Genomic DNA, 20,762 nt, shown 5'->3' on the forward strand with positions numbered 1-20,762 from the left:
TGCAAGATCCTGGCTGCGCCAGCGCCCGAGTCGTCCAAACCGTCATTGTGCGGGCGCTTCGGAGATTAATCGGATAACTAATCATTTCGATGCATCGGCGCATACCGCATTGCGGAAACGAAACCGAATCGCCCCCGTTTTTTTCGCCAGCATTTCTGCTCCATTCCGCTTAAAATTGCATGATCCTGCTGTACTGGAGCACTACCATGGAACGAAAGAAAGCTGAACACATCCTGCTCGAAGCCGACGAAATCGCCGGCCTGGTTCTCAACGGCTTCGACATGACGATGGAAACCGACGCCGGGCGCGCGCTCTACGATCGCACGTTTACCGCCTACATCCATAATGAAATCGGCGACTTGCCCGTTGGGGAGCTGTACGACGCCTTGAACGGTTCGCCCGAAGCCTTTACTGCGACCGCGCCGCAGTAAGTCGGCGCCCCGCCAAAAATCACGAACGAGCCACGCTGCGCGATCGTACGAGAGCGTACGAACTCGCAGCATGGCCGCATTTCATCGTTGCACGTTCACTTCACGTCGAACGAGTAATGTCCGGTCGTGCGGTGCCCGTCGGCGGCAACCGCGACCCACACCACCGAATACTTTCCAGGCGTCAACGCGTTCAGCGCAACCGACATGCGCTTGCTGTTGCCCGCATCGACCTTGGCCTTCTCGCGAATGACCGATTTGCCCTGCGCGTCCGTCACGTTGATGGAACTGAACGCGGGCTCGAGCGCATCGTCGAAGTCGATCACGACCGCGTTGAGCGTGGCCGGCGCGGTCGATCCAGCGGGCGGTTCCTGATGCTGCGGATAAGCGTGCGCCCACGCGAGGTGTGCGGCGAGCAGCGCGATCGAGGCGACAGCCGCGCGCAAGGTAGCGAGTTTCATGGCGATAGTCCTGTGTGAATATGCGGGGTCACTGGAAGAGCGGCTTGCCGATCGTGCTCGGCGCGACATCGTCGAAGAAGATGTGCACTTGCGCGAGGATGCCGACATGCGAGCCGCTTGCCCGGTTGATCGGGATCTGCGCTTCGATGCCGAGCTGGCCGTAACGGTTCATCCAGATGAAGCCGGGGTTGACGGTCCCGGTCGTTTGTCCCTGGCTGCGCGAGAGGGGCACTTCGACCAGCGGGATGAGGCTGGAAAACGGCTGCGGCAAGCCGAGGTCGTGTACGTGCTGTTGCAGGTAGGGCAGGCTGTACTGGAACGTGAAGCCATAGTCGAACGAGTTCGGCTGGCCGCCGCCGGTCGTGAACGACGGTCCCGCTTCGCCCGTGATGGCGATGGGCCGCAGCCATGCGAGCGAGTCGGGCAGATCGCCCATGCCCTTGCCGGCGAAGACCGTGGGCGAGATCGTCGAGAAGTTGGCGGCGATCGCGCGGCTGCCTGTGCCGCCGAGTTCGGCGTTCACGCCGACCGACGTCATGAATTCATGCGCGTCGTTCACGTAGAGCAGGTACTTGAGCCCCACGCCGAAGTTGTCGAAGCCGCGCGCGGTGGGGTTGTTCTGCATGACGTAGCTGCCGTCCACGGAGAAGGCGAGCCGCGGCGTGATGAGCTTGTCGTACTCGAAGCTGAAGGTGTTGATGCTTTGGTCGCCGGCGTCGCCCGGCACGCGCTGGTGCCCGAATTCGAGGTTGGCTTCGTCGCCTACGCCGGGGTCGTCGACGGAGAGCGTGGAGGGGAAAACGCGGTCGCCCGCGATGGCGTGAGCATGGGCCGCGCACGGTCCGAGCAGCAGCGCGCAGCCGACGAGTCGAGTCAGCGAGCGAAGGTGTGCAGGTACGCCCAGCCCCATGCGGCGGGACGGCGATTGGTCAGACATGAGTTGGCCTGTCGAGGAGCGAGGCACGCGCGCGAACCACGGTGGCGCGCGTGCAGGCCCGGCGACACGCTGGGCGTACCGTCCGGGATTGGCAGGGTCGATCCAGTCAGGACAGGGGAGGGGCGCGTGCGTGGATGTGGCTCGCGGGCGCGACGAGGCGAACGCTTTCGAACTGCGCCGCGATGCGCGCCTGCACGAGCTGGCCGACCACAAACAGTGCCACGGGTACGCCGGACACGACGGGCAGGTGCGCGAAGAAGCTGCAATAACCGCAGTCCTGCATGTCGCCAGACGCTGCGTTCGTTGCGTGCGAGCCCACTGTGCCGCTCGCGCCGTGAACGTGGCGCTCCATCGAAGGCATGCCGCAGGGCGCGCGTTCGACCGTGCCTGGCGCCCCCCGCATGGCCTGGGCGGCCAGCAGGTGCGAAACCACGGGCGCGAGCGTCGCCATGAGGAGCGCAAGCGTCCCCAGGAGACTGCCCAGCCTGAGATGGAATCGGCGCACGGCGTGGAGCGGAAAGTGGCGGAAATATTGCGGGGATTATGCCACGCGAGCCGCAACCCCCGCCACGCCGCCTACGGCGGCGCCGCCCGTCAAAGCGTCGCGGCCGCGCACGTCGCGTGCAAGGCCGCGATCGAGCCCGCATGAACCCGGCATGAAGCGATCAGGCGCGCAGGCCGACCGTATGACGCAATTCCTGGTAGCTGCGCAAGCCCGCGACCCCCAGCTCGCGGCCAATGCCGCTCAGGCCGAAGCCGCCCCAGCACACTTGCGGAAAGATCAGTTGCGGGGTGTTGACCCACACGAGCCCGGCGCGAAGCTGCGCCTTGTACCGTCGCGCGGCCTTTTCGTCGCTCGTCACGACCGTGGCGACAAGTCCATAACGCGTATCGTTGGCAAGGGCGATTGCTTCGTCATCCGAACGGAATGATTTCACGCACGCGACTGGCCCGAAGATTTCGTCGGTCCACAGCACGTTGTCCGCCGTGGGTTCCGCAATGACGACTGGCGCCATGAAGAAACCATCGGCACATGCGGGATCGAGCTGGCCCGCGAACGCGATCTGCGCACCCGCTTCGACGCCTTGAGCCACGAGCGCTGCCACGCGCGCGTGTTGCGCTGCGCTGATGAGCGGTCCCATCGCTGCGTCCGCACCGCGAGGAGGCGCGACCACGACAGCTCGCGCCGCTGTCTCGAATGCGGCCATGAACTTGCGATACACATTGTCGTGCACGAGTATGCGCGCGGTGGCCGAGCACATCTGCCCGGCGTTGGAAAACGCGCCGCCCACCGCGAGCGAGACGGCCTGCACCACGTCGGCGTCTTCGCGCACGATCAGCGCGGACTTGCCGCCCAGTTCGAGCGTGAGGCGCTTCATGTCCTGCGCGGCGGCCTGCATGACCTTGCGGCCCGACGCCGTGCTCCCGGTGAACGAGATCTTGTCGACGAGCGGATGCGTCGTCAGCCATGCGCCGACTTCGCCGCCGCCGTTGACCACGTTGACGACCCCATCGGGCACGCCCGCTTCACTCACGATCCCGGCGAGCATGTGCTCGGTGGGCGACGTGAGTTCCGAAGGCTTGATGACGACCGTGCAGCCCGCGGCCAACGCGGGTGCGAGTTTCCACGCCGTCGTGACCATCGGGAAATTCCACGGCACGATCAGCGCCGCGACGCCAACCGGTTCGTGCAAGCGTTCGGCCAGCAGCGCATCGTCCGGCACCGCGACCGGTTCGGCGGCGAACACCGACGCGTCTTCGCACAGGCCCGCGTAGTAGTTGAACGTCGCGATGGCGTCGCTCACGTCGAGGTCCGCTTCGAATGGCGGCTTGCCGCTCACCTGCATCTGCATCGTAGAGAGGCGTGCGCGGTCGGCTTCCAGCAATTCGGCGATTTTGCGCAGCAGCCTGCCGCGCGCGGCGGGCGTCGTGTGCCGCCATGCGATGAGCGCATCGTGCGCGGCGTGCACGGCGCGATCGACCATCTCGGGCGTGGCGTGCTCCTGCCAGCCGATCGTTTCGCCCGTGGCCGCATTGCAGATGCGCGAGCACACTTCGCTGTCCGCGGCGCAAAAGGTTGCGCCCGCAATCGTTGCGGCGGGCAGCACCAAGGCCTCGCCGTCGATCGGACGTTCGGTATTCTTAACCATGATGGTTCTCCTTGCGCCCTAGCGGTAAGCCACGCCGGGCATGATGCAAAGCATTTCGAAGGCGAGATTCGCGCCCACGAGCGCGGTCGTGCCGGCCTGGTCGTACGGCGGCGAGACTTCGACGAGATCGGCGCCCACCACGTTGAGCCCCTTCATGCCGCGGACGATCTCGAGGCCCTGTTGCACGGTGAGCCCGCCTACCTCGGGCGTACCGGTGCCCGGCGCGAAGGCGGGATCGAGTCCATCGATATCGAAGCTCAGATACACGGGCGTGTCGCCCACGCGTGCGCGCACCTCTTCCATGAGCGGCGCGAGCGAACGGTTCCAGCAGGCCTCGGCTTGCACGACGGTGAAACCCTGCTTGCGGCACCAGTCGAAATCTTCTGCGTGATAGCCGGTGCCGCGCAGGCCGATTTGCGTGACCTTGTCGCATTGCAGGAGGCCATCTTCGACTGCGCGGCGAAACGGCGTGCCGTGCGCGATCTTTTCGCCGAACATGGTGTCGTTCACGTCGGCGTGAGCGTCGATGTGAACGACGGCGACCTTGCCGTATTTCTTGTGCAGCGCGCGCAGGATCGGCCATGCGATCGTGTGGTCGCCGCCGAGCGTGATCGGCCGGCAGCCCGTCCCGACGATGCGGTCGTAGGCGGCTTCGATCAAACGAATCGAATCCTTCAGGTCGTACGGGTTCGTTGCGACGTCACCGATATCGGCCACCTGCAGCGAATCGAACGGCGCAGCGCGCGTGGCCATGTTGTACGGTCGCAGCAGCACCGATTCCGTGCGGATCTGGCGCGGCCCGAAGCGCGTGCCGGAGCGGTTCGAGGTGCCGATATCGAGCGGCACGCCCACGAAGCAGACGTCGAGGCCCTCGGTGGTCTCGGCCTGCGGCAGGCGCATCATGGTGGCGATGCCGCCGAACCGCGGCATCTCGTTGCCGCCCTGCGGCTGGTTGAATTGGCGCTCCATCTGGTGTGTCTCCGATCGTTAGAGTCAAATCGATCGGGCGATGGTAGGGGAGATCCCGCGCGGCCAAATATTGAAGTTGAGATGTTTACATCGATGGAAGTCGATGTATGCAAGCCCTTAATCGGTTGAATGCCGCGGTTAAACGGCCTGGCTAAACCGCGGCGTGGCCCCAGGCGATCAGCTCGCGCTTGGTGCGCACGCCCAGTTTCGCGAAGGCGCGCTTCACGTACGACTCGGCGGTGGCCACCTGCACGCCCAGGATCTGCGCGGCTTCGGGCACGGTCTTGCCCGTGATGAGGTGCGCACAGGTTTCGTATTCGCGTTTGGAAAGGCGCACGCTGTCTGCCGCAATGCGCGCGTCGAACTGCGCGAGCGGATGCATGAACGGAGCGGCATGGGCAATGCGCCGCGCCGCGCTCGTGGAGGCGTGCAGTTCGAGCAGCGGAAACAGAAACTCGCTCACGTTGCGAAAACGGTTCATTTCCACGAGCGTAAACGGCGGTTCGCGCAGCCCGCGTTCGAGCGCGATGGAGTCCTGCGCGTGGCGCGTGCCGCGTGCGAGCACGCATTCGTGTGCAATGCGCGCTTCGTCGAAGAGCCGCTGGCGGAATTCGCCCGGCGGTATCGCGCCGATATCGCGCACCACCAGCATCGTGCCGAGCTTGCCGCGAATGCCCGCGAAAAGCGGATCGCTTTCGTAGAAGCGGTCGTAATACAGGGTCATCACGTCCGAGATCGCACCCGAATCCATTCCGACTCCGCCACTGCCGATCCATTCGCAGCGAAAGCCCGTGGGCATCGTGCTGTCCGCGCGCGAGCGCTCGATATGCACGACATTGACGGGCACGACCTCGTTGAGCAGCAGCGTGAGACGCGGCACGAAATCGGGCGTGCCGACGGCCTCGATCACGTTGCCGAGGGTCTTGAACGAGAGCGGGAAGTTCGGTTGATCGCGGTTGAGCGGGGGGACGTTGAGCAGCATGGCGCGCCCATTCGTGATGGCTGATTCATTATAGCCGAAGGCTATTGGCCGCCAAAAAAGCCCAGATCAGCCAGCAAAACACCGCTTGCCCCCCCTGAGGGGGGGCATACCGCGGCCGCGCCAGTCGGTAACTTTGGCGTCACTCAATCAACCGGAAGTGACGCAAATGAGCAAACTGATTCAGGACATCGTGCCGCTGGGCGCTGGCATCGGCGAATTCACGAAGCTGGAATACGGCATGGACGAGAGCGACTGGCGCGCCACTGTCGGCAAGAACAATCACTACGTGATCGGCTGGTGGGAGGGCAAGACCGGCGCGGTGGACTTCCCGGCCACGACCGCCGACGAAGCGGTATGGCTCGTGGAAGGCAAGATCGCACTGACCGACGCGAACGGCGCTCGCAAGGAATTCACGGCGGGCCAGGGCTATCTCCTGCCCGCTGGCTTTGCAGGCCGCTGGGAAACCCTCGAGGACGCGAAGAAGTTCTACGTCGTGCTCGAACAGGCGTAAGGACCATGGCGAGCTGCCTCCCACGGGAGGCGGCTTTGTTTCTCCCGTTCCGTGCAGTGAAGCCAATGATGAGTACCCCTGCAGAAGTTGAAGTTCAATCGCGCCCGGGCGTCACGCTCGGCGTGCAAGAGGCGCTTTCGCGCACGCGGTTCTTTCCGTACTGGCTCGACAACCCCGCCGAGCCGCCGACCGAACCCAGGCTCACCGCCAACGTGGAGGCCGACCTGCTGATCGTCGGCGGCGGCTTCACGGGGCTCTGGGCCGCCGTGCAGGCCAAGGAGCAGATGCCGCATCTGAACGTCGTGCTGATCGAGGCGGCCAAAGTCGCGCACGGCGCGTCTGGCCGCGCGGGCGGCATCATCTCGACTTCGGTGATGCATGGATTGCCCAATGCCATACGGGTATTCCCCAGCGATATTGCGCAGCTCGAAGAATTCGGCCATCACAATCTCGACGGCTTCGAGGAAACGCTCAAGCGCTACAACATCGACGCCGACATCGAATGGAACGGCGAAATGACCGTGGCGGTCGATCCCGAGCATATCGCGCATTTGCATGGCGATTACGAGCTTCACAAACGCTACGGGCACGATGTCGTTCTGCTCGATGGCGAAGCGACGCGCGAGCAACTGGATTCGCCGTTGTTCGCCGGCGCGCTGTGGTCGCGCAATCGCAGCGGCATCGTGCATCCGGCCAAGCTCGCGTGGGGCCTCAAGCGCGCGGCGCTTTCGCTCGGCGTGAAGCTCTATGAGCACACGCCGCTCATCGATGTCATCGACGAAGGCCAGACTGTCTACGTGAAGACGCCCGAAGGCAGCGTGCGCGCGCCGCGCGTGGTGTTCGGCAGCGGTACGGCAAAGGTCGGCATTCCTGATATCAACCGGCGCGTGCTGCAGGTGCGCGACCACGTGCTCGCCACCGAACCGCTCACCGAAGAACAGCTCGCGCGTATCGGCTGGAAGAATCGCCAGGGCATTTACGACACGCGTACGCAGCTCAATTACTTCCGCCTCACGAAGAACAACAACATCATCTTCGGCGGACTCGTGAGCTATCACTTCGACGGCGATCCGAATCCCCCGCAGGACCAGAAGGCGGAGACCTACTATCGGCTCGCGCAGGCGTTTTACCGCACCTTTCCGCAGCTTGCCGACGTGCGCTTCTCGCATGCGTGGGGCGGCCCGATCGACTACTGCTCGCGCGGCTCCGTGTTCGCGAAGCGCTATCTGAACGACAAGGCCGTTTTCGTGGCGGGTTACACTGGCTTTGGCGTGGCGGCGAGCCGCTTCGGCGCGTTCATGGGCCTGAATATCCTGTTCGACCGCAACAGCCCCGAGCGCGCGCTCGATATCGCCAACCAGAGCCCGACTTATATCCCGCCGGAGCCGGTGCGCTGGCTGGCCGCCAAGGTCACGTTCCATGCGTTCGACGGCGCCGACGCCGAAGGCGGCTGGAAGCGCGCGTGGATCAAGGGTATCAAGGCGATGGGCTTTCCGATGTGAGGGATTAGCGGCATGTTCTCGAATACCTCCGATCTCGACCTGCGGCTCATCCGCGTGTTTCTCGCCGTGGTGGACGCGCGCGGCATCACCGCGGCCGAAGCGACGCTAGGCGTGCGGCAGTCCACCATCAGCACGCAGCTCTCGGCGCTCGAGGCGCGCGTGGGCTTCAAGCTCTGCGAGCGCGGACGCGGCGGCTTTCGTCTCACGTCGAAGGGCGAACGCTTCGTGCCCTCGGCGCGCGCGCTCGTTGCGGCCACCACCGAGTTCGTCGCGCGGGTGCGCGACATCGACCGAAAACTCGTCGGCACGCTCGGCATCGGCCTGATAGGCCAGGCTTCGCATGTCGAGAACGCGCGGCTCGCGGAAGCGATAGGCGCATTTCGCAAACGCGATCAGGCCGTGCGCTTCACGATGAAGGTCGCGGCGCCGCAGGAACTCGAGGAAAGCCTCGTCAATAACCAGTTCGACATTGCGATCGGTTACTTCTGGCATCGCGTGGCTGGCCTCGACTACACCGAGCTTTTCAGCGAGCGTCAGGTGCTGTGCTGCGGGCGCGGGCATGCGCTTTTCCATAGTGCGCCGCACGTCAACGTGGATGACCTGCGCGAGCACGACTGGGTCTGGCGCAGCTATCCGATACCGGAGGAGCTTGCAGGCATCGGCGACCGGCAGGTGACGGCGATTGCCGACAGCATCGACGCCGCCACGGTCCTGATCCTGTCGGGCAGCCATATCGGTTATCTGCCCGCGCATCACGCCGAGCCGTTCGAGCAGCGTGGCCTGATCCGGGTGCTCGGACGCACGACGTTCGGCTTCGACGTGCCGATGCATCTGGCCGTCAAGCGCAGCGCTGCGGAAAAGCCCATCGTTCGCGCGTTCTGCGACGATCTGCTGGGCGTCTATGGGCAGCATGCGGCTGTGCCCGAATCGCTGGTTGAATGAAGCAAGCGCTGTGCGCCATACATTGGCTGCGCATGATGTAAACGTATGGAATGCAGAATAATTAGCCCGCTGCGATCGATTAAAGTGGGCGAGAGATGTTGATAGTGCGTTGACCGGTTGCCTCGATGAACAACCGGATCGGCGCGGCAAGGAGTGAGACAATGAGCAATAACAGCATTACCCAAGTCGAAACATTCGGTTTCGAACGCATTCCCGATGCGTCGCGCTACGCGCGGCCCATCGATCTTTTCCGGCTGCTGTTCGGCGGCTGCAATACCTTCTCCACCTCGGTGCTGGGCAGCTTTCCGGTGCTGGTCGGCCTCTCGTTCAAGGCCGGCGTGTGGTCCATCCTGCTTGGCGTGCTCGCCGGCACCTGCATTCTCGCGCCCATGAGCCTGTTCGGTCCGCGCAACGGCACGAGCGATCCCGTTTCGTCGGGTGCGCACTTCGGCATACACGGGCGGATCGTGGGCTCGTTCCTCGCGCTGCTCACGTCGATCGCGTTCTTCGCACTCGCTGTATGGAGTTCGGGCGATGCACTCGTGGGCGGCGCGCACGACATGGTCGGCGTGCCGGTCAACACCTGGACGCTCGGCTCGGCCTACATGGTGTTCGCCGTGCTCGTGGTGGTGGTGTGCATCTACGGCTTTCGCTTCATGCTGTGGGTGAACAAGATTGCCGTGTGGGCAGCGAGCCTCATGTTCGTGGTGGGCGCCTTCGCGTTCGCGGGCGCGTTCGATCCGAGCTATGCCGGCACGCTGCATGAGCGCGGCGCGGGATTCTGGGTGGCCTTCGTGAGCGCCGTGCTCGTCGCATTGAGCAACCCGGTGTCGTTCGCCTCGACGCTCGGCGACTGGGCACGCTACATTCCGCAGCACACGCCGCGCCGCCGCGTGATGGGCGCTGTCTTCGCCGCGCAGATCGCCACCTTCGTGCCATTCTTCTTCGGCCTCGTCACGGCCACGCTCATCGCAACGAAGGCGCCGAGTTATATCGCCGCGAACGATTACGTGGGCGGACTGCTGGCGGTGTCGCCGCGCTGGTTCCTGCTGCCTACGTGCCTCATCGCGATCATCGGCGGCATGTCCACAGGCACGACCGCGCTCTACGGCACCGGGCTCGACATGTCGAGCATGTTCCCGAGGCTCCTGAACCGCGTGCGCGCGACCATGCTGATCGGCACGCTGGCCATCGGCTTCATCTTCGTCGGCCGTTTCGCGTTCAATCTCGTGGAAAGCGTCTCGACCTTCTCCACGCTGATCTGCACGTTCAGCTGCCCGTGGATGGCGATCATGGTGATCGGCTTCATGACGCGTCGCGGCCACTATCTCGCCGACGATCTCCAGGTCTTCAATCGCGGCGGCCGTGGCGGGCACTACTGGTTCACGCACGGCTGGAATCTGCGCGCGATGGGCGCATGGCTGCCGGCGGCGTTCCTCGGTCTTTCGTTCGTGAATCTGCCGGGGCAATTCGTCGGTCCACTTGGCTCGCTGGCGGGCGGGCTCGATCTGAGCGTACCGGTTTCGCTGGCAGTGGGCGGGATGATCTATGTCGTATTGCTTGCGATGTTCCCCGAGCCGGATGCCGTGTATGGCCGGGAGGGGCGCCGCTTCGTGCGCGGCGGTGCGCGCGGGCAAGCCGTTACGCTGGTACCTGCTCCATGCATGCGCGAAGAGCAGACTGCTAGCGCGTTGCGTGAACTGCAACGCAGCCCGGAGTACGCTGAGTAAAGCTGTCAACACGGATCGCCTCGCCGGAGGCCGTTGCGCGCAGACCGGGTAAGATCACGGCTTTTGCGCACCGCGTAAGGAGGCGATCTTGCTTCGTTCACTCGTAGGGGCCTGTGCCGGCGCTCTGCTGTTCGCCATAGTCCTCAACAGTCCCGCCTTTGCCGCCGAACCCGCCACCGGTAGCGACGCGCAGATACGCGAAGCTGCGCTCGCGTTCATGCGCGAGAACGGCATTCCCGGTCTCGCGATCGGGGTCGCCGTGAACGGCACGGAGCGCTTCTACAACTTCGGCGTCGCATCGAAGGAAACGGGCGAGCCGGTCACGAATGAAACGCTCTTCGAACTTGGGTCGATGAGCAAGACGTTCGCCGCAACCCTCGCCGGGTGGGCGCAGGTGACCGGCAAGCTCTCGCTCGATGCGCCGGTGAGCGCTTATGTACCCGAGATGCGCGGCACGCCGTTTGGCGCGCTTACGCTCATCAATCTCGGCACGCATACGGGCGGCGGCTTTCCGCTGCAGGTGCCCGACGAAGTCACGAACGACGCACAGCTGATGGCGTGGCTCAAGGCATGGCGGCCGCGCTATCCGGCGGGCACGCAGCGCACCTATGCGAACCCGAGCATCGGCATGTTCGCGCGCATCACGGCGCAGCAGCTCGGCATGAGCTACCCGGATGCGGTGGAGAAAATGCTCTTCCCGAAGCTAGGACTCGCGCACACGTTCATTCGCGTGCCCGCCGCGGAGCGCGCGGCCTATGCGCAGGGCTACAGCAGCAAGAATGCGCCGGTGCGCCTGAATCCTGGCGTGCTCGCCGACGAAGCCTACGGCGTGAAATCGGATACGCGCGACATGCTGCGCTTTCTCGAAGCGAACCAGGGCCTGGTCGAAGTGGAGCCGGAGTTGCAGCGCGCGCTGGAGGCCACGCATGTGGGATATTTCCGCACGGGTCCGTTCATTCAGGACCTCGTATGGGAGCAGTACGCGCAGCCTGTGAGCCTGAACGATCTCGTGAAAGGCAACGCGAACCTCATGGTGCTGGAGGACAACCCGGCCACGGCGTTGACCCCGCCGTTGCCGCCGCAGCCCGATGCGTTGCTCGACAAGACGGGCGCGACCGATGGTTTTGGCGGCTATCTGGCGTTCGAGCCTTCCCGCAAGACGGCCATCGTCATTCTCGCCAACCGCAATCACCCCACCGCGTCGCGCGTGCGGTTCGCGTATCGCGTGCTGGAGTTGGTGCAGGCCGCGCCTGCGCCTTAGGTCGAATCGCTCGTCGCCCGGGCGGTTCTGCTGGCGGCCATATTCGTGTTGGCTGCCGGGCCGTCGTGCGCAGGCAGCCCGCTCACCGCAGCCGTGAGCCCGCGCCCGCCCGGGTTGTTGCGTAGCGTGAACGTCAGGCCTTGACGCTGCGCGATGCGCGCCACGATCGAAAGACCGAGCCCGCTGCCCGTGCCCTGGGCATGATCGCCGCGAAAGAAGCGGTCGAGCACGCGCTCGAGATCGGCTTCCGGAATCCCGGGCCCGTTATCGATGACTTCGAAGCCAAGCGTGTCCTGCGAACGCGTGAGCACGAGGTCGATCTTGCCGCCTGCCGGCGTGTAGCGGATCGCGTTGTCGAGCAGGTTGTTCAGCAAGGTGTTCAGGCCGTGCGCGTCGGCGTTCACGTTGCAGATGCACTCGGGCGTCACGGGCGGCCGCGACTCGAGGCCGAGGTCGATGCCTTTTTCCTCGGCGAGCAGCGAGAAGTCGCCGATGGCCTGCTCGCCCACCCGCCGCAGGCTCACGACAGTGGCGGGCGTGCTCGCTTGGGCATCTTCGCGCGCGAGCGTGAGCAATTGCTGCACGAGGCGTATCGTCCGGTTCAGGCGCGCTTGCATGCGCTCGAGCGTGCGCGCCTCGCCGTTCAGCGTGCCGTCGTGCAGCGCCGCCTGCCATTGCAGCTTGAGCGCGGCGAGCGGCGAGCGCAGCTCGTGCGCCGCATCGGCGATGAAGGTGCGCTGCGCCTGCGAGGCTGCATTCAGGCGGTCCAGCAGATCGTTGAGCGCGACGACGAGCGGGCGCAGTTCGACGGGCACCGAGCCATCGAGGCGCAACGGCTCCAGCTCATGCACCGAGCGCGAGGCGAGCAGCGCCGACAGCGCGCGCACCGGCGCGAGCCCGCGCGTCACCACGAACAGCAGGAGCACGATGGCCACCGGCACGAGCAGTGCGAGCGGCCACAATGTATGCAGCGCGAGGTGCAGCGCTAGCCCATCGCGCACGGAAATGGGCTGCGCGACCTGCACGAAGCGCTCCGGTTGCGCGATGCCGTACACGCGCCAATGCACCTCGTCGTGCTCGATCGTGCGAAAGCCCGTGGCCTGGCGCGGCAGCACGGGCGTTTCCTGCGAGCGGTAAACCAGCTTGCCGTCGCGGTCCCAGATCTGGATGAGAATGCGGTCGTCGGCGATCTCGTCGAAACCGGGGCCGGACTGCTCGACCTCGCGTGCCGTCGCGGCGTTCGCGGGCATGGAAAGCGCCACGGCATGCAGCTCGTAATCGAACAACTCGCCCGCTTCTTCGCGCGCGCTGTGAAAAATGCCGAAGCCCGCCACCATGGAAGCGGCCGCGAAACCGCAGATGAGCCAGCCCAGCAGGCGGCGGCGGATGGAATTCATTCCGATCTCTTGAGCCGGTAGCCCACGCCGCGCACCGTCACGATCTGGTCGGTGCCGATCTTGCGGCGCAAGCTGTGCACATGCACCTCGATCGCATTGCTGCCGACTTCCTCGCCCCAGCCGTACATGCGCTCTTCGAGTTCGGCCTTCGTGAACACGCGCGCAGGCTGCTCGATGAGCACGCGCAGCAGCGCGAATTCGCGCGGCACGAGCGCGACGCTTTCGCCGTCTTTCGTCACCTCGTGCGCGGCGGGGTCGAGCGCGAGTCCGCTGTGCGTGTAGACGGGCTGTTTCTGGCCCGTGCGGCGGCGTAGCATGGCGCGCGTGCGGGCGGCCAGTTCGTCGAGATCGAAGGGCTTGATCAGGTAGTCGTCGGCGCCGGCGTCGAGCCCGGCGATGCGGTCCGTCACCGAGTCGCGCGCGGTCAGGATCAGCACGGCCGCTGCGCCGCCCTTGCGGCGATAGCCGTTCAGCACTTCGATCCCGTCCTTCTTCGGCAGCCCGAGATCGAGCAGCACGAGGTCGTACACGTCGTTGTCGAGCGACAGCTCCGCTTCCCGCCCGTCGCGCGCCCAGTCGACGGCATGACCCTCGCGGCGCATCGAGTCGAGCACCGTTTCGGCAATCATTTCGTCGTCTTCCACCAGCAACAGGCGCATCGCTCGCTCCCCTAATTTCAGCCTTACATTGTCGCTCATCCCGGCTTAACCGGTGCTTAAGCGGCACGCTGAGCGAGCGCCTGGAGTTAGTCGAGGAGTTTCAGCACATCGTCGTAAAGCGCGCGCGGCACCTTCACGCCGTCTCGTTCGCTGCGCTCGCGTGCCTCGAAACGGCGCTGCGACGGCAAGCGCGCGCCCTGGGCGGTGATGGCGGCGAACAGCCGCTCGGCGCGCGCCTGACCGGCTTCGTAGCCGTCGCCGCCAAAGCGCCGGGGATCGATGGCGATGACAAGCTCGCCATGGCAAGGGCTCGCGCCCGCGCCGCCGTCGAAGGCCTGCGACTCCATGCTCGTGAGGTCGCCGATCAGCGCGCCCGCGAGCAGCTCGATCATGGCCGCGAGCGCCGAGCCCTTGTGGCCGCCGAACGTCTGCATCGCGCCGTCCAGCGCGGCGCGGGCGTCGGTGGTGGGCTCGCCGTCGCTATCGAGCGCCCAATGCGGCGGAATGGGCTTGCCCTCGCGCGCGCGCAGTTCGATGTCGCCGCGCGCAATCGCGCTCGTTGCGAAGTCGAACACGAACGGCAGGCCGCCTTCACGCGGCCACGCGAACGCGAACGGATTCGTGCCGAACACGCCGCGCGTGCCGCCCGCCGGCGCGACCCAGCTATGGCTCGGATTCATTGCCATGCCGACGAGCCCTTGCGCCGCGATGGCTTCGACCTCGGGCCACAGCGCCGAAAAATGAAAACAGTGGTTGATGGCCATCGCCGCGATGCCCTGGCTGCGCGCTTTCTGCGCGAGCACGGGGAGGCCAGTTTCGAATGCGAGCAGCGAAAAGCCATAGTGCGCGTCCACGGCCAGCACGCCGGGCGCGATATCGCGCAGCGTGGGCTCGGCGCGCGCATCGACTTTGCCGCTCTTGAGCGAGCGTGCGCAGACGAGCAGGCGATAGATGCCATGCGAATGGCATTCGTCGCGCTGGCCGTGGGTGATGACGCGCGCGATCGCATCGGCGTGCGCCTCGGACATGCCGTGCCGCAGCAGCACGTTACGCGAGAGCGTGAAGACTTCGTCGAGCGTGAGGACGACGGTGGTGGACATGGCATCCCGTGTAAAAAGACAAACCGGGCCAACTTGGCCCGGTTTCGGTGATTCGAATGTAGATTGGGAGAGAGGCGCGCTTGATTCAGTCTTACAGACCGACGTCCGGTAGCGCGGGGCGAGTGGCGAGGGCCTTCTCGACCACGGCCTTCACATGCGCGAGTGCTTCGCCTTCGAGCGCCAGGCGCGGCGGGCGCGTGATCGCGCTGCCGCGGCCCACCAGCTCCTCGCACAGCTTGATGCATTGCACGAGGTCGGGGCGCGCGTCGAGGTGCAGCAGCGGCATGAACCAGCGGTAGAGCGCGAGCGCTTCGTCAAAGCGCTTTTGCTTCGCGAGACGGAAGAGCGTTTCGCCTTCCTTCGGGAATACGTTCGACATGCCCGAGACCCAGCCTTGCGCGCCCACGGCCACGCTTTCGACCACCACGTCGTCGAGGCCCGCGAACAGCACGAAGCGGTCGCCCACGGCGTTGCGCAGATCGATGAAGCGGCGCGTATCGCCCGACGAATCCTTGAAGCAGACGATATTTTCGCAATCCTGAAGAGCGATCAGGATGTCGGGCGTCACGTCGTTCTTGTAGATCGGCGGATTGTTGTAGACCATCACCGGCACGTCGGTGCCGGAAGCCACGGCGCGGAAATGCGCGGCCGTTTCGTGCGGCTTCGAGGAATACACGAGCGCCGGCATGACCATCACGCCGTCCACGCCCACGCGCGCCGCTTCTTTCACGGTTTGACGCGCGAACTCGGTGGTGAATTCGGCAATGCCCGCGATCACCGGCACCTTGCCGCCTGCCGCGTCGCGCGCGGCCTCGATCACCGCAATCTTTTCATGCGTCGCGAGCGACGTGTTCTCGCCGACGGTGCCGCACACCACGAGGCCAGACACGCCGTCCTTGACGAGATTGCTCACCACCCGGTGCGTGGCGTCGATATCGACCGAGAAGTCCGCCTTGAACTGCGTGCTGACGGCGGGAAACACCCCGCTCCACTGGATAGCGCTCACTGTGACTCACTCCTTGAATGCGTAGCGGCTCGCGCCGGTACCTGTTGAATGTGAGTGAAGTATCGCTGTCCAAATCGTTTGGCGCTTGGGGCCTTTCGCTCTTCAAAAAGACGAAATCTGCATAGTCCGCCGCATGCTTCAACGGCCCAGGGACAACCCTGGGCGCGCTGCCGCGAGGCTCAAGCGCCGGACGTTTGCGCGCTTTCGGGCGTGTGCAGCAACGCGCGATACTGGCTTGGCGTGACGCCCACCGTGGCCTTGAATTGCCGCGTGAATGCGCTGTGATCGTTATAGCCGCACTGCGTGGCGATGTCGGTGATGCTCAGGTCGCTCGCGAGCAGCACCGAGGCCGCTTCCAGACGCGTTTTCAGCAGCATCTGGCGGGGCGTGAGGTGGAAGATCTTGTGGAAGTAACGCTCGATCTGCGCCACCGACATGTTGATGAGCTTTGCCAGGTGCGCGAGCTTGAGCGGTTGCGCATAGTTGTCCTGGATGTACTTCGCGGCGACCGCGAGCCGCTGGTAAGCGGGATGCGTGCCTTCGGCGGCCTGCAGGTCGCGCGAAATGCCCGCCACGCCCAGCACGCGGCCGCGCGCGTCGTGCAGCGGGACTTTCGAGGTGAGACACCAGCCCGGCTGCCGGCCCGGATACAGATGCAGTTCGAGCTGGTCGATGAGACTGCTGTCGTGCCGCACGACGGCCTGGTCCTGCGCGGTATAGCTGTGGCCGAAGCGCGAGGGGAAGACCTGCTCGGCCGTCTTGCCGAGCAGCGCGCGCTTCTCCTTGAAGCCGCAGCGCGCGGCGAGCGTGGTGTTTGCGATCACGTAGCGCGCCTCGTGATCCTTCACGAAGAACACCACGTCGGGCATGGCGTCGAACAGCGGTTCGAGCATGGTGAAATGCGCGACCATCTGCGCAAACGTGGCGTTTTCGGGGGCGGCGGGCAGGACCAGTTCGGGCATCGCGAGGCGCTTGGGACGGGATCGGCGGAAATCGCCATTGTGCCGATTTGCGCACGCTCGCGCATCTGCAACAAAAAACGTGTGCCGCGCTATTCCGTTGTTTCTGCGTGCATCAAGGTGTCGATGCGCGCGGGCGAGAACGGCGGGCGCTGCCCGTTTTGCGGCCAGCCGAAGCAGAACGCCGCCGCCTCGCCGCAAATCTTGCCCTGGCAGGGACCCATGCCGCAGCGCGTCTGCAGCTTGGCGTCGCGCCACGACGCGTGGCGCGCAACGTCGCGATACGCGACGTCCTCGCAACGGCAAAACACGGTGTCGGGTTGCGGGAGCGCCCGCAACGCGGGTGCGAGTTCGAATGCCGCGTGCAGGCGCATGGCGAAACGGCGGTAACGCTCACGCTCGGCGAACAGGGGCTGGGCGTTCGCGTTGTCCCCGAGCGCGGCGTATGCCGCGATGCGTCCTTCCACCGCCGCGAGTTCCATGCCGCCCACGCCGGTGCATTCGCCAGCCGCGTAGACGGCTTCGGCGGAGGTCTGCTGCCATTCGTTCACGGCGATGGCGGGAGAAGCCGCTTGGGTTTCGAGGTGGCAACCCAGCGCCGCGCCGAGACCCGTATTCGGTACGAGGCCATAGGCGCACGCGACGCGGTCGCAATCGACCAGCACTTCGTCGTTGCCGCGCCGCACGCGCGCCTGCGTCACGCGCGTTGTGCCGATGGCTTCGGTGACGTACGCATCGCACCAGTAAGGCGTGGCGCGCAGATCGAAGCGCATGCGCAGCGCCTGAGCGAGTTTCGCGGGCGTATGGACGAGGCCTGCCGCGAAGCGGCGCACCGCCTGGAGCGGCGCCTGCTCGACGATGGCGCCGATCGTCGCGCCATGCTGGCGCGCGGTGACGGCGGCGGCCCAGAGCAACGGCCCGCTGCCCGCGATGACGATGCGTTCGCCGCGCACGGGCATGCCGCTCTTGATGAGCGCCTGCAAGCCTCCCGCGCCCGTGATGCCCGGCAAGGTCCAGCCAGGATAGGGCAGGAAGCGCTCGCGCGCGCCCGAGGCGACGATGAGATTGCCGTAAGCGAGCGTGAGCGCACGGTCGGGGCTTTCCGCGAGCAGTTGCCGCCCCGACAGCGCTTGCGCGATGCGCGTGCCGCTCAGGAGCGTGACGTTGGTGCGCGCCGCGAGGGCGTCGAGCACGACGCGCGCGGGGCCAGCCGCACGATGACCGGGACCCTGACGCCAGATCTGGCCGCCAGGCAGCGCATTGTCATCGACGATGCCGACGCTTGCGCCCGCCTGTGCGGCGGTGCGCGCGGCGTTCAATCCGGCCGGTCCGGCGCCGATGATCAGGATATCGAACTTCATGGCGCTGCATTCCCGGTGACGACATTCATGCCCGCGGCGCAAACCGTCTGGCATGCAAGTCGATGCGGCACGCCGTCGGTGGTGACGCGGCATTCCTGGCAGATGCCCATGCCGCACAACGGCCCGCGCAGCGCGCCGCTCACCGAACGCCGCGTGACTGGCGCCGCGTGTTGTGCATTCGCGGCAATGGCGATGGCCGCTGCAACCGAACTGCCGGGCGCGACGCTCACTTTGCGCCCATCGATCGTCAACGTCGTATTGGATTCAGGCATGCACGGCCCCCTGGGCAGCGAAGCGCGCGGGGAGATACGGCGTCGCGTCGATGTCGGCGGCGCGCCCGAGCATTTGCGCGGCAATCAGCCTGGCGGTGCCGAGCGCCGTGGTGACGCCAAGGCCCTCGTGTCCGGTGGCGAGCCACGTGGACGGATGGCAGTCGTCATTGGCGAACGAGGCAGCGGGGCCGATCAGCGGCATGCCGTCGCTCGATGCCGGGCGAAATCCCGTCCATGCGCGAATCGCGTTGAGCGCGGGCAGTTGCGGCAGATATTCGGCGGCGCGGCGCAGCATGCGCGCGAGAATCGCCGGCTCGACGGCGGGGTCTGTGCTGTCGAACTGGCGCGACGAGCCGATCAGCAATTGCCCGGTCGGCCGCGGCTGCACGTTGAACGCAACCGATGTTCCGCTCGCGTTGTGCGCGCTCTTGATGTAGCCGAGTTCGAGAATCTGATGACGAATCGTGCCGGGATAGCGGTCGGTAATGAGCAGGTGTCCCTTCTTCGCCTGGAGCGGCAGGCGCGGCAGTAAATCGAGCGCCTGGAGGCCGTTCGCGATCAAAACCGCGCCCGCGCCAATGACCTCGCCATCGGCGAGGTGCACACCTGCGCGGTCGATACGCGCTACCTGCGTTTGCGTGCGGCAAGTCAGGCGGCCGCTAACCGGTTGTTCGAGCAACCATGCTGCTACGGCAGGCGCGTAGACCACAGCGTCGTTGTCGACGATCATTCCGCCTGCGAGGCCATTGCTCAGACCCGGTTCCGCTTCGCGCAACTGGCGCGCGTCGAGCGTCGAGCACGCCACGCCCTGGTGTTGCAGCGCCTGCTGACGTGTTTGCGCGAGCGCCAGTTCTTCTTCGTCGGCGGCGACCCAGAGCGTGCCGCAGCGCAAGAACGCATGGCGCTCGTCGAGACGCGGCGCAAGGGCGTGCCACAGTGCCAACGACCACGCGCTCAGCGCGAATTCGGCGGCCGTGTCGTCCATCACGACGAGGTGGCCCATACCGGCGGCCGTCACGCCGCCGCCTACGCCGGCTCGCTCGATGACGAGTACATTCAAACCCTGCGCCGCGAGTTCATGCGCGCATGCTGCGCCCACGATGCCCGCGCCAATCACGACGACATCGTGTTGACCGCTCGAACTTTGGATCACGCGGGAATGCCCCACGCGAACGGATCGTTGTCGGCGAAAATCAATTTGGACTCCGCGCTAATATGCGCGCTGCCGCGTATGCTCGGTCGCACGTGGCCCGCGGGGAGTTCGGGCGTGGTTTCATAGCATGCTTCGAACACGCTGCCGATGATGCTTTCCTGGCGCCACTGCGCACCGGGCGCGAGCGTGCCGTCCGCGGCGAGGCACGCGACCTTCGCACTCGTGCCGGTGCCGCACGGCGAACGGTCGTAGGCCTTGCCGGGACACAGCACGAAATTGCGGCTGTCGATGCCCGCGACGTCCGAGTGCGCGAACAATTCGATATGGTCGATCAGCGCGCCGTCCGCGCCGGTGATGCCGTTCGCCCCGAGCGCCTGGCGCATGGCCCACGTGGCTTCGGTGAGCGCTTCGACGTTGCTCGCTTCGAGCGTCAGGTTGTGATCGGCGACGAGGAAAAACCAGTTGCCGCCCCAGGCGATGTCGCCGTGAACGCGGCCGTAACCGGGCACGTCGAGCGGCACAGCCTGACGGTAGCGATACGCAGGCACGTTGCGCACGGTGACGCTGCCGTCGGCGTGCAGTTCGGCTTCGACATTGCCCACCGGCGTTTCAATGCGATGCACACCTGGCGCGATGCGCCCGAGATGCGCAAGCGATGCGATGAGGCCGATGGTGCCGTGCCCGCACATGCCGAGAAAGCCGACGTTGTTGAAGAAGATCACGCCGGCGGAGCAGGACGGATCATGCGGCTCGCAAAGCAGCGCGCCGACCATCACGTCCGAGCCGCGCGGCTCGTTGACGACGCCCGCGCGCACGCGGTCGAAGTCGCGACGGAAAACGGCGAGGCGTTCGGCGAGCGGGCCGTGGCCCAACTCGGGGCCGCCGGCGATCACGAGGCGTGTGGGTTCGCCACCCGTGTGGGAGTCGATAACGGTCAGGGTTTTCATGCCGACAATCGTAGGTCGCGCCATTTTGGCCGTCT

21 protein-coding genes are annotated in these 20,762 nt (G+C 65.7%); 6 read left to right on the top strand and 15 right to left on the bottom strand.

What is annotated here, in order from left to right:
• The first annotated feature begins 179 nt into the window (after positions 1–179).
• A complete protein-coding gene (locus tag M3I54_RS17635) occupies positions 180–431 on the top strand; it encodes a hypothetical protein (RefSeq protein ID WP_254338053.1) in 252 nt (83 codons plus the stop codon).
• Between the two features lie 95 nt (positions 432–526).
• Here M3I54_RS17635 and M3I54_RS17640 read toward each other — a convergent pair whose 3' ends face one another.
• The 6 genes from M3I54_RS17640 to M3I54_RS17665 all read right to left on the bottom strand — a co-directional run bounded on the left by M3I54_RS17640 (position 527) and on the right by M3I54_RS17665 (position 5,927).
• Positions 527–889 (bottom strand): copper resistance protein CopC, encoded by a 363-nt coding sequence (locus M3I54_RS17640; protein WP_254338055.1) that lies wholly within the window; start codon positions 887–889, stop codon positions 527–529.
• Between the two features lie 28 nt (positions 890–917).
• Positions 918–1,799: a hypothetical protein gene (locus M3I54_RS17645; RefSeq protein ID WP_254338193.1), complete on the bottom strand. Its 882-nt coding sequence runs from the start codon at positions 1,797–1,799 to the stop codon at positions 918–920.
• 133 nt (positions 1,800–1,932) lie between these two features.
• A complete protein-coding gene (locus M3I54_RS17650) occupies positions 1,933–2,331 on the bottom strand; it encodes a DUF2946 domain-containing protein (RefSeq protein ID WP_309249619.1) in 399 nt (132 codons plus the stop codon).
• A 160-nt stretch (positions 2,332–2,491) separates the two neighbouring features.
• Positions 2,492–3,976: an aldehyde dehydrogenase family protein gene (locus tag M3I54_RS17655; protein ID WP_254338059.1), complete on the bottom strand. Its 1,485-nt coding sequence runs from the start codon at positions 3,974–3,976 to the stop codon at positions 2,492–2,494.
• Between the two features lie 18 nt (positions 3,977–3,994).
• Entirely contained in the window at positions 3,995–4,945 is a 951-nt protein-coding gene (speB, locus tag M3I54_RS17660; RefSeq protein ID WP_254338061.1) for an agmatinase, read from the bottom strand.
• A gap of 151 nt (positions 4,946–5,096) precedes the next feature.
• Positions 5,097–5,927 (bottom strand): helix-turn-helix transcriptional regulator, encoded by an 831-nt coding sequence (locus M3I54_RS17665; RefSeq protein WP_254338063.1) that lies wholly within the window; start codon positions 5,925–5,927, stop codon positions 5,097–5,099.
• Between the two features lie 166 nt (positions 5,928–6,093).
• Between M3I54_RS17665 and M3I54_RS17670 the strand changes: the two genes are divergently transcribed.
• The 5 genes from M3I54_RS17670 to ampC all read left to right on the top strand — a co-directional run bounded on the left by M3I54_RS17670 (position 6,094) and on the right by ampC (position 11,873).
• Positions 6,094–6,438 carry a cupin domain-containing protein gene (locus M3I54_RS17670; protein ID WP_254338065.1) on the top strand — a complete coding sequence of 115 codons (345 nt, stop codon included), beginning with the start codon at positions 6,094–6,096 and terminating at the stop codon, positions 6,436–6,438.
• A 65-nt stretch (positions 6,439–6,503) separates the two neighbouring features.
• Positions 6,504–7,940 carry an FAD-binding oxidoreductase gene (locus M3I54_RS17675; RefSeq protein ID WP_254338067.1) on the top strand — a complete coding sequence of 479 codons (1,437 nt, stop codon included), beginning with the start codon at positions 6,504–6,506 and terminating at the stop codon, positions 7,938–7,940.
• Between the two features lie 12 nt (positions 7,941–7,952).
• A complete protein-coding gene (locus M3I54_RS17680; protein ID WP_254338069.1) occupies positions 7,953–8,882 on the top strand; it encodes a LysR family transcriptional regulator in 930 nt (309 codons plus the stop codon).
• A gap of 161 nt (positions 8,883–9,043) precedes the next feature.
• Positions 9,044–10,612: a cytosine permease gene (locus M3I54_RS17685; protein ID WP_254338071.1), complete on the top strand. Its 1,569-nt coding sequence runs from the start codon at positions 9,044–9,046 to the stop codon at positions 10,610–10,612.
• Positions 10,613–10,700: 88 nt separating this feature from the next.
• The gene (gene ampC, locus M3I54_RS17690) at positions 10,701–11,873 is read left to right on the top strand and encodes a class C beta-lactamase (protein ID WP_254338072.1); all 1,173 of its coding nucleotides are present in this window, start codon (positions 10,701–10,703) and stop codon (positions 11,871–11,873) included.
• On the opposite strand, the gene M3I54_RS17695 is transcribed toward ampC, so the two are convergent.
• The 9 genes from M3I54_RS17695 to M3I54_RS17735 all read right to left on the bottom strand — a co-directional run bounded on the left by M3I54_RS17695 (position 11,870) and on the right by M3I54_RS17735 (position 20,736).
• Positions 11,870–13,270, bottom strand: coding sequence for an ATP-binding protein (locus M3I54_RS17695; protein WP_254338074.1), 1,401 nt, complete (start codon positions 13,268–13,270; stop codon positions 11,870–11,872). The two genes, ampC and M3I54_RS17695, sit on opposite strands and share 4 nt — an antisense overlap.
• Complete coding sequence (locus M3I54_RS17700) at positions 13,267–13,929, bottom strand: response regulator (RefSeq protein ID WP_254338076.1); 663 nt, start codon at positions 13,927–13,929, stop codon at positions 13,267–13,269. The genes M3I54_RS17695 and M3I54_RS17700 overlap by 4 nt, the downstream gene beginning before the upstream one ends.
• Before the next feature lie 86 nt (positions 13,930–14,015).
• The gene (locus M3I54_RS17705; RefSeq protein WP_254338078.1) at positions 14,016–15,029 is read right to left on the bottom strand and encodes an Ldh family oxidoreductase; all 1,014 of its coding nucleotides are present in this window, start codon (positions 15,027–15,029) and stop codon (positions 14,016–14,018) included.
• 91 nt (positions 15,030–15,120) lie between these two features.
• Positions 15,121–16,035, bottom strand: a complete 915-nt coding sequence (locus tag M3I54_RS17710; protein WP_254338080.1) for a dihydrodipicolinate synthase family protein — start codon at positions 16,033–16,035, stop codon at positions 15,121–15,123.
• Between the two features lie 179 nt (positions 16,036–16,214).
• A complete protein-coding gene (locus tag M3I54_RS17715; RefSeq protein WP_254338082.1) occupies positions 16,215–16,997 on the bottom strand; it encodes an AraC family transcriptional regulator in 783 nt (260 codons plus the stop codon).
• Positions 16,998–17,086: 89 nt separating this feature from the next.
• Positions 17,087–18,355, bottom strand: coding sequence for an FAD/NAD(P)-binding oxidoreductase (locus M3I54_RS17720; protein ID WP_254338084.1), 1,269 nt, complete (start codon positions 18,353–18,355; stop codon positions 17,087–17,089).
• Positions 18,352–18,627: a 2Fe-2S iron-sulfur cluster-binding protein gene (locus tag M3I54_RS17725; RefSeq protein WP_254338086.1), complete on the bottom strand. Its 276-nt coding sequence runs from the start codon at positions 18,625–18,627 to the stop codon at positions 18,352–18,354. The genes M3I54_RS17720 and M3I54_RS17725 overlap by 4 nt, the downstream gene beginning before the upstream one ends.
• Complete coding sequence (locus M3I54_RS17730) at positions 18,620–19,780, bottom strand: FAD-dependent oxidoreductase (protein WP_309249620.1); 1,161 nt, start codon at positions 19,778–19,780, stop codon at positions 18,620–18,622. Before M3I54_RS17730 ends, M3I54_RS17725 begins: the two co-directional genes overlap by 8 nt.
• The gene (locus M3I54_RS17735) at positions 19,777–20,736 is read right to left on the bottom strand and encodes a 4-hydroxyproline epimerase (protein WP_309249622.1); all 960 of its coding nucleotides are present in this window, start codon (positions 20,734–20,736) and stop codon (positions 19,777–19,779) included. Before M3I54_RS17735 ends, M3I54_RS17730 begins: the two co-directional genes overlap by 4 nt.
• Positions 20,737–20,762 lie beyond the last annotated feature (26 nt).

The organism is Paraburkholderia sp. CNPSo 3274 (assembly GCF_024206475.1).
GTDB lineage: Bacteria > Pseudomonadota > Gammaproteobacteria > Burkholderiales > Burkholderiaceae > Paraburkholderia.

What these genes read in the sequence shown, in the direction of transcription:
- M3I54_RS17675 (WP_254338067.1), top strand. Translation starts at nt 6,504, where the DNA reads ATGATGAGTACCCCTGCAGAAGTTGAAGTTCAATCGCGCCCGGGCGTC.
- M3I54_RS17640 (WP_254338055.1), bottom strand. Translation starts at nt 889, where the DNA reads ATGAAACTCGCTACCTTGCGCGCGGCTGTCGCCTCGATCGCGCTGCTC.
- M3I54_RS17685 (WP_254338071.1), top strand. Translation starts at nt 9,044, where the DNA reads ATGAGCAATAACAGCATTACCCAAGTCGAAACATTCGGTTTCGAACGC.
- M3I54_RS17670 (WP_254338065.1), top strand. Translation starts at nt 6,094, where the DNA reads ATGAGCAAACTGATTCAGGACATCGTGCCGCTGGGCGCTGGCATCGGC.
- M3I54_RS17635 (WP_254338053.1), top strand. Translation starts at nt 180, where the DNA reads ATGATCCTGCTGTACTGGAGCACTACCATGGAACGAAAGAAAGCTGAA.
- M3I54_RS17665 (WP_254338063.1), bottom strand. Translation starts at nt 5,927, where the DNA reads ATGCTGCTCAACGTCCCCCCGCTCAACCGCGATCAACCGAACTTCCCG.
- M3I54_RS17645 (WP_254338193.1), bottom strand. Translation starts at nt 1,799, where the DNA reads ATGGGGCTGGGCGTACCTGCACACCTTCGCTCGCTGACTCGACTCGTC.
- M3I54_RS17720 (WP_254338084.1), bottom strand. Translation starts at nt 18,355, where the DNA reads ATGAAGTTCGATATCCTGATCATCGGCGCCGGACCGGCCGGATTGAAC.
- M3I54_RS17655 (WP_254338059.1), bottom strand. Translation starts at nt 3,976, where the DNA reads ATGGTTAAGAATACCGAACGTCCGATCGACGGCGAGGCCTTGGTGCTG.
- M3I54_RS17695 (WP_254338074.1), bottom strand. Translation starts at nt 13,270, where the DNA reads ATGAATTCCATCCGCCGCCGCCTGCTGGGCTGGCTCATCTGCGGTTTC.
- M3I54_RS17705 (WP_254338078.1), bottom strand. Translation starts at nt 15,029, where the DNA reads ATGTCCACCACCGTCGTCCTCACGCTCGACGAAGTCTTCACGCTCTCG.
- M3I54_RS17715 (WP_254338082.1), bottom strand. Translation starts at nt 16,997, where the DNA reads ATGCCCGAACTGGTCCTGCCCGCCGCCCCCGAAAACGCCACGTTTGCG.
- speB (WP_254338061.1), bottom strand. Translation starts at nt 4,945, where the DNA reads ATGGAGCGCCAATTCAACCAGCCGCAGGGCGGCAACGAGATGCCGCGG.
- M3I54_RS17725 (WP_254338086.1), bottom strand. Translation starts at nt 18,627, where the DNA reads ATGCCTGAATCCAATACGACGTTGACGATCGATGGGCGCAAAGTGAGC.
- M3I54_RS17680 (WP_254338069.1), top strand. Translation starts at nt 7,953, where the DNA reads ATGTTCTCGAATACCTCCGATCTCGACCTGCGGCTCATCCGCGTGTTT.
- M3I54_RS17700 (WP_254338076.1), bottom strand. Translation starts at nt 13,929, where the DNA reads ATGCGCCTGTTGCTGGTGGAAGACGACGAAATGATTGCCGAAACGGTG.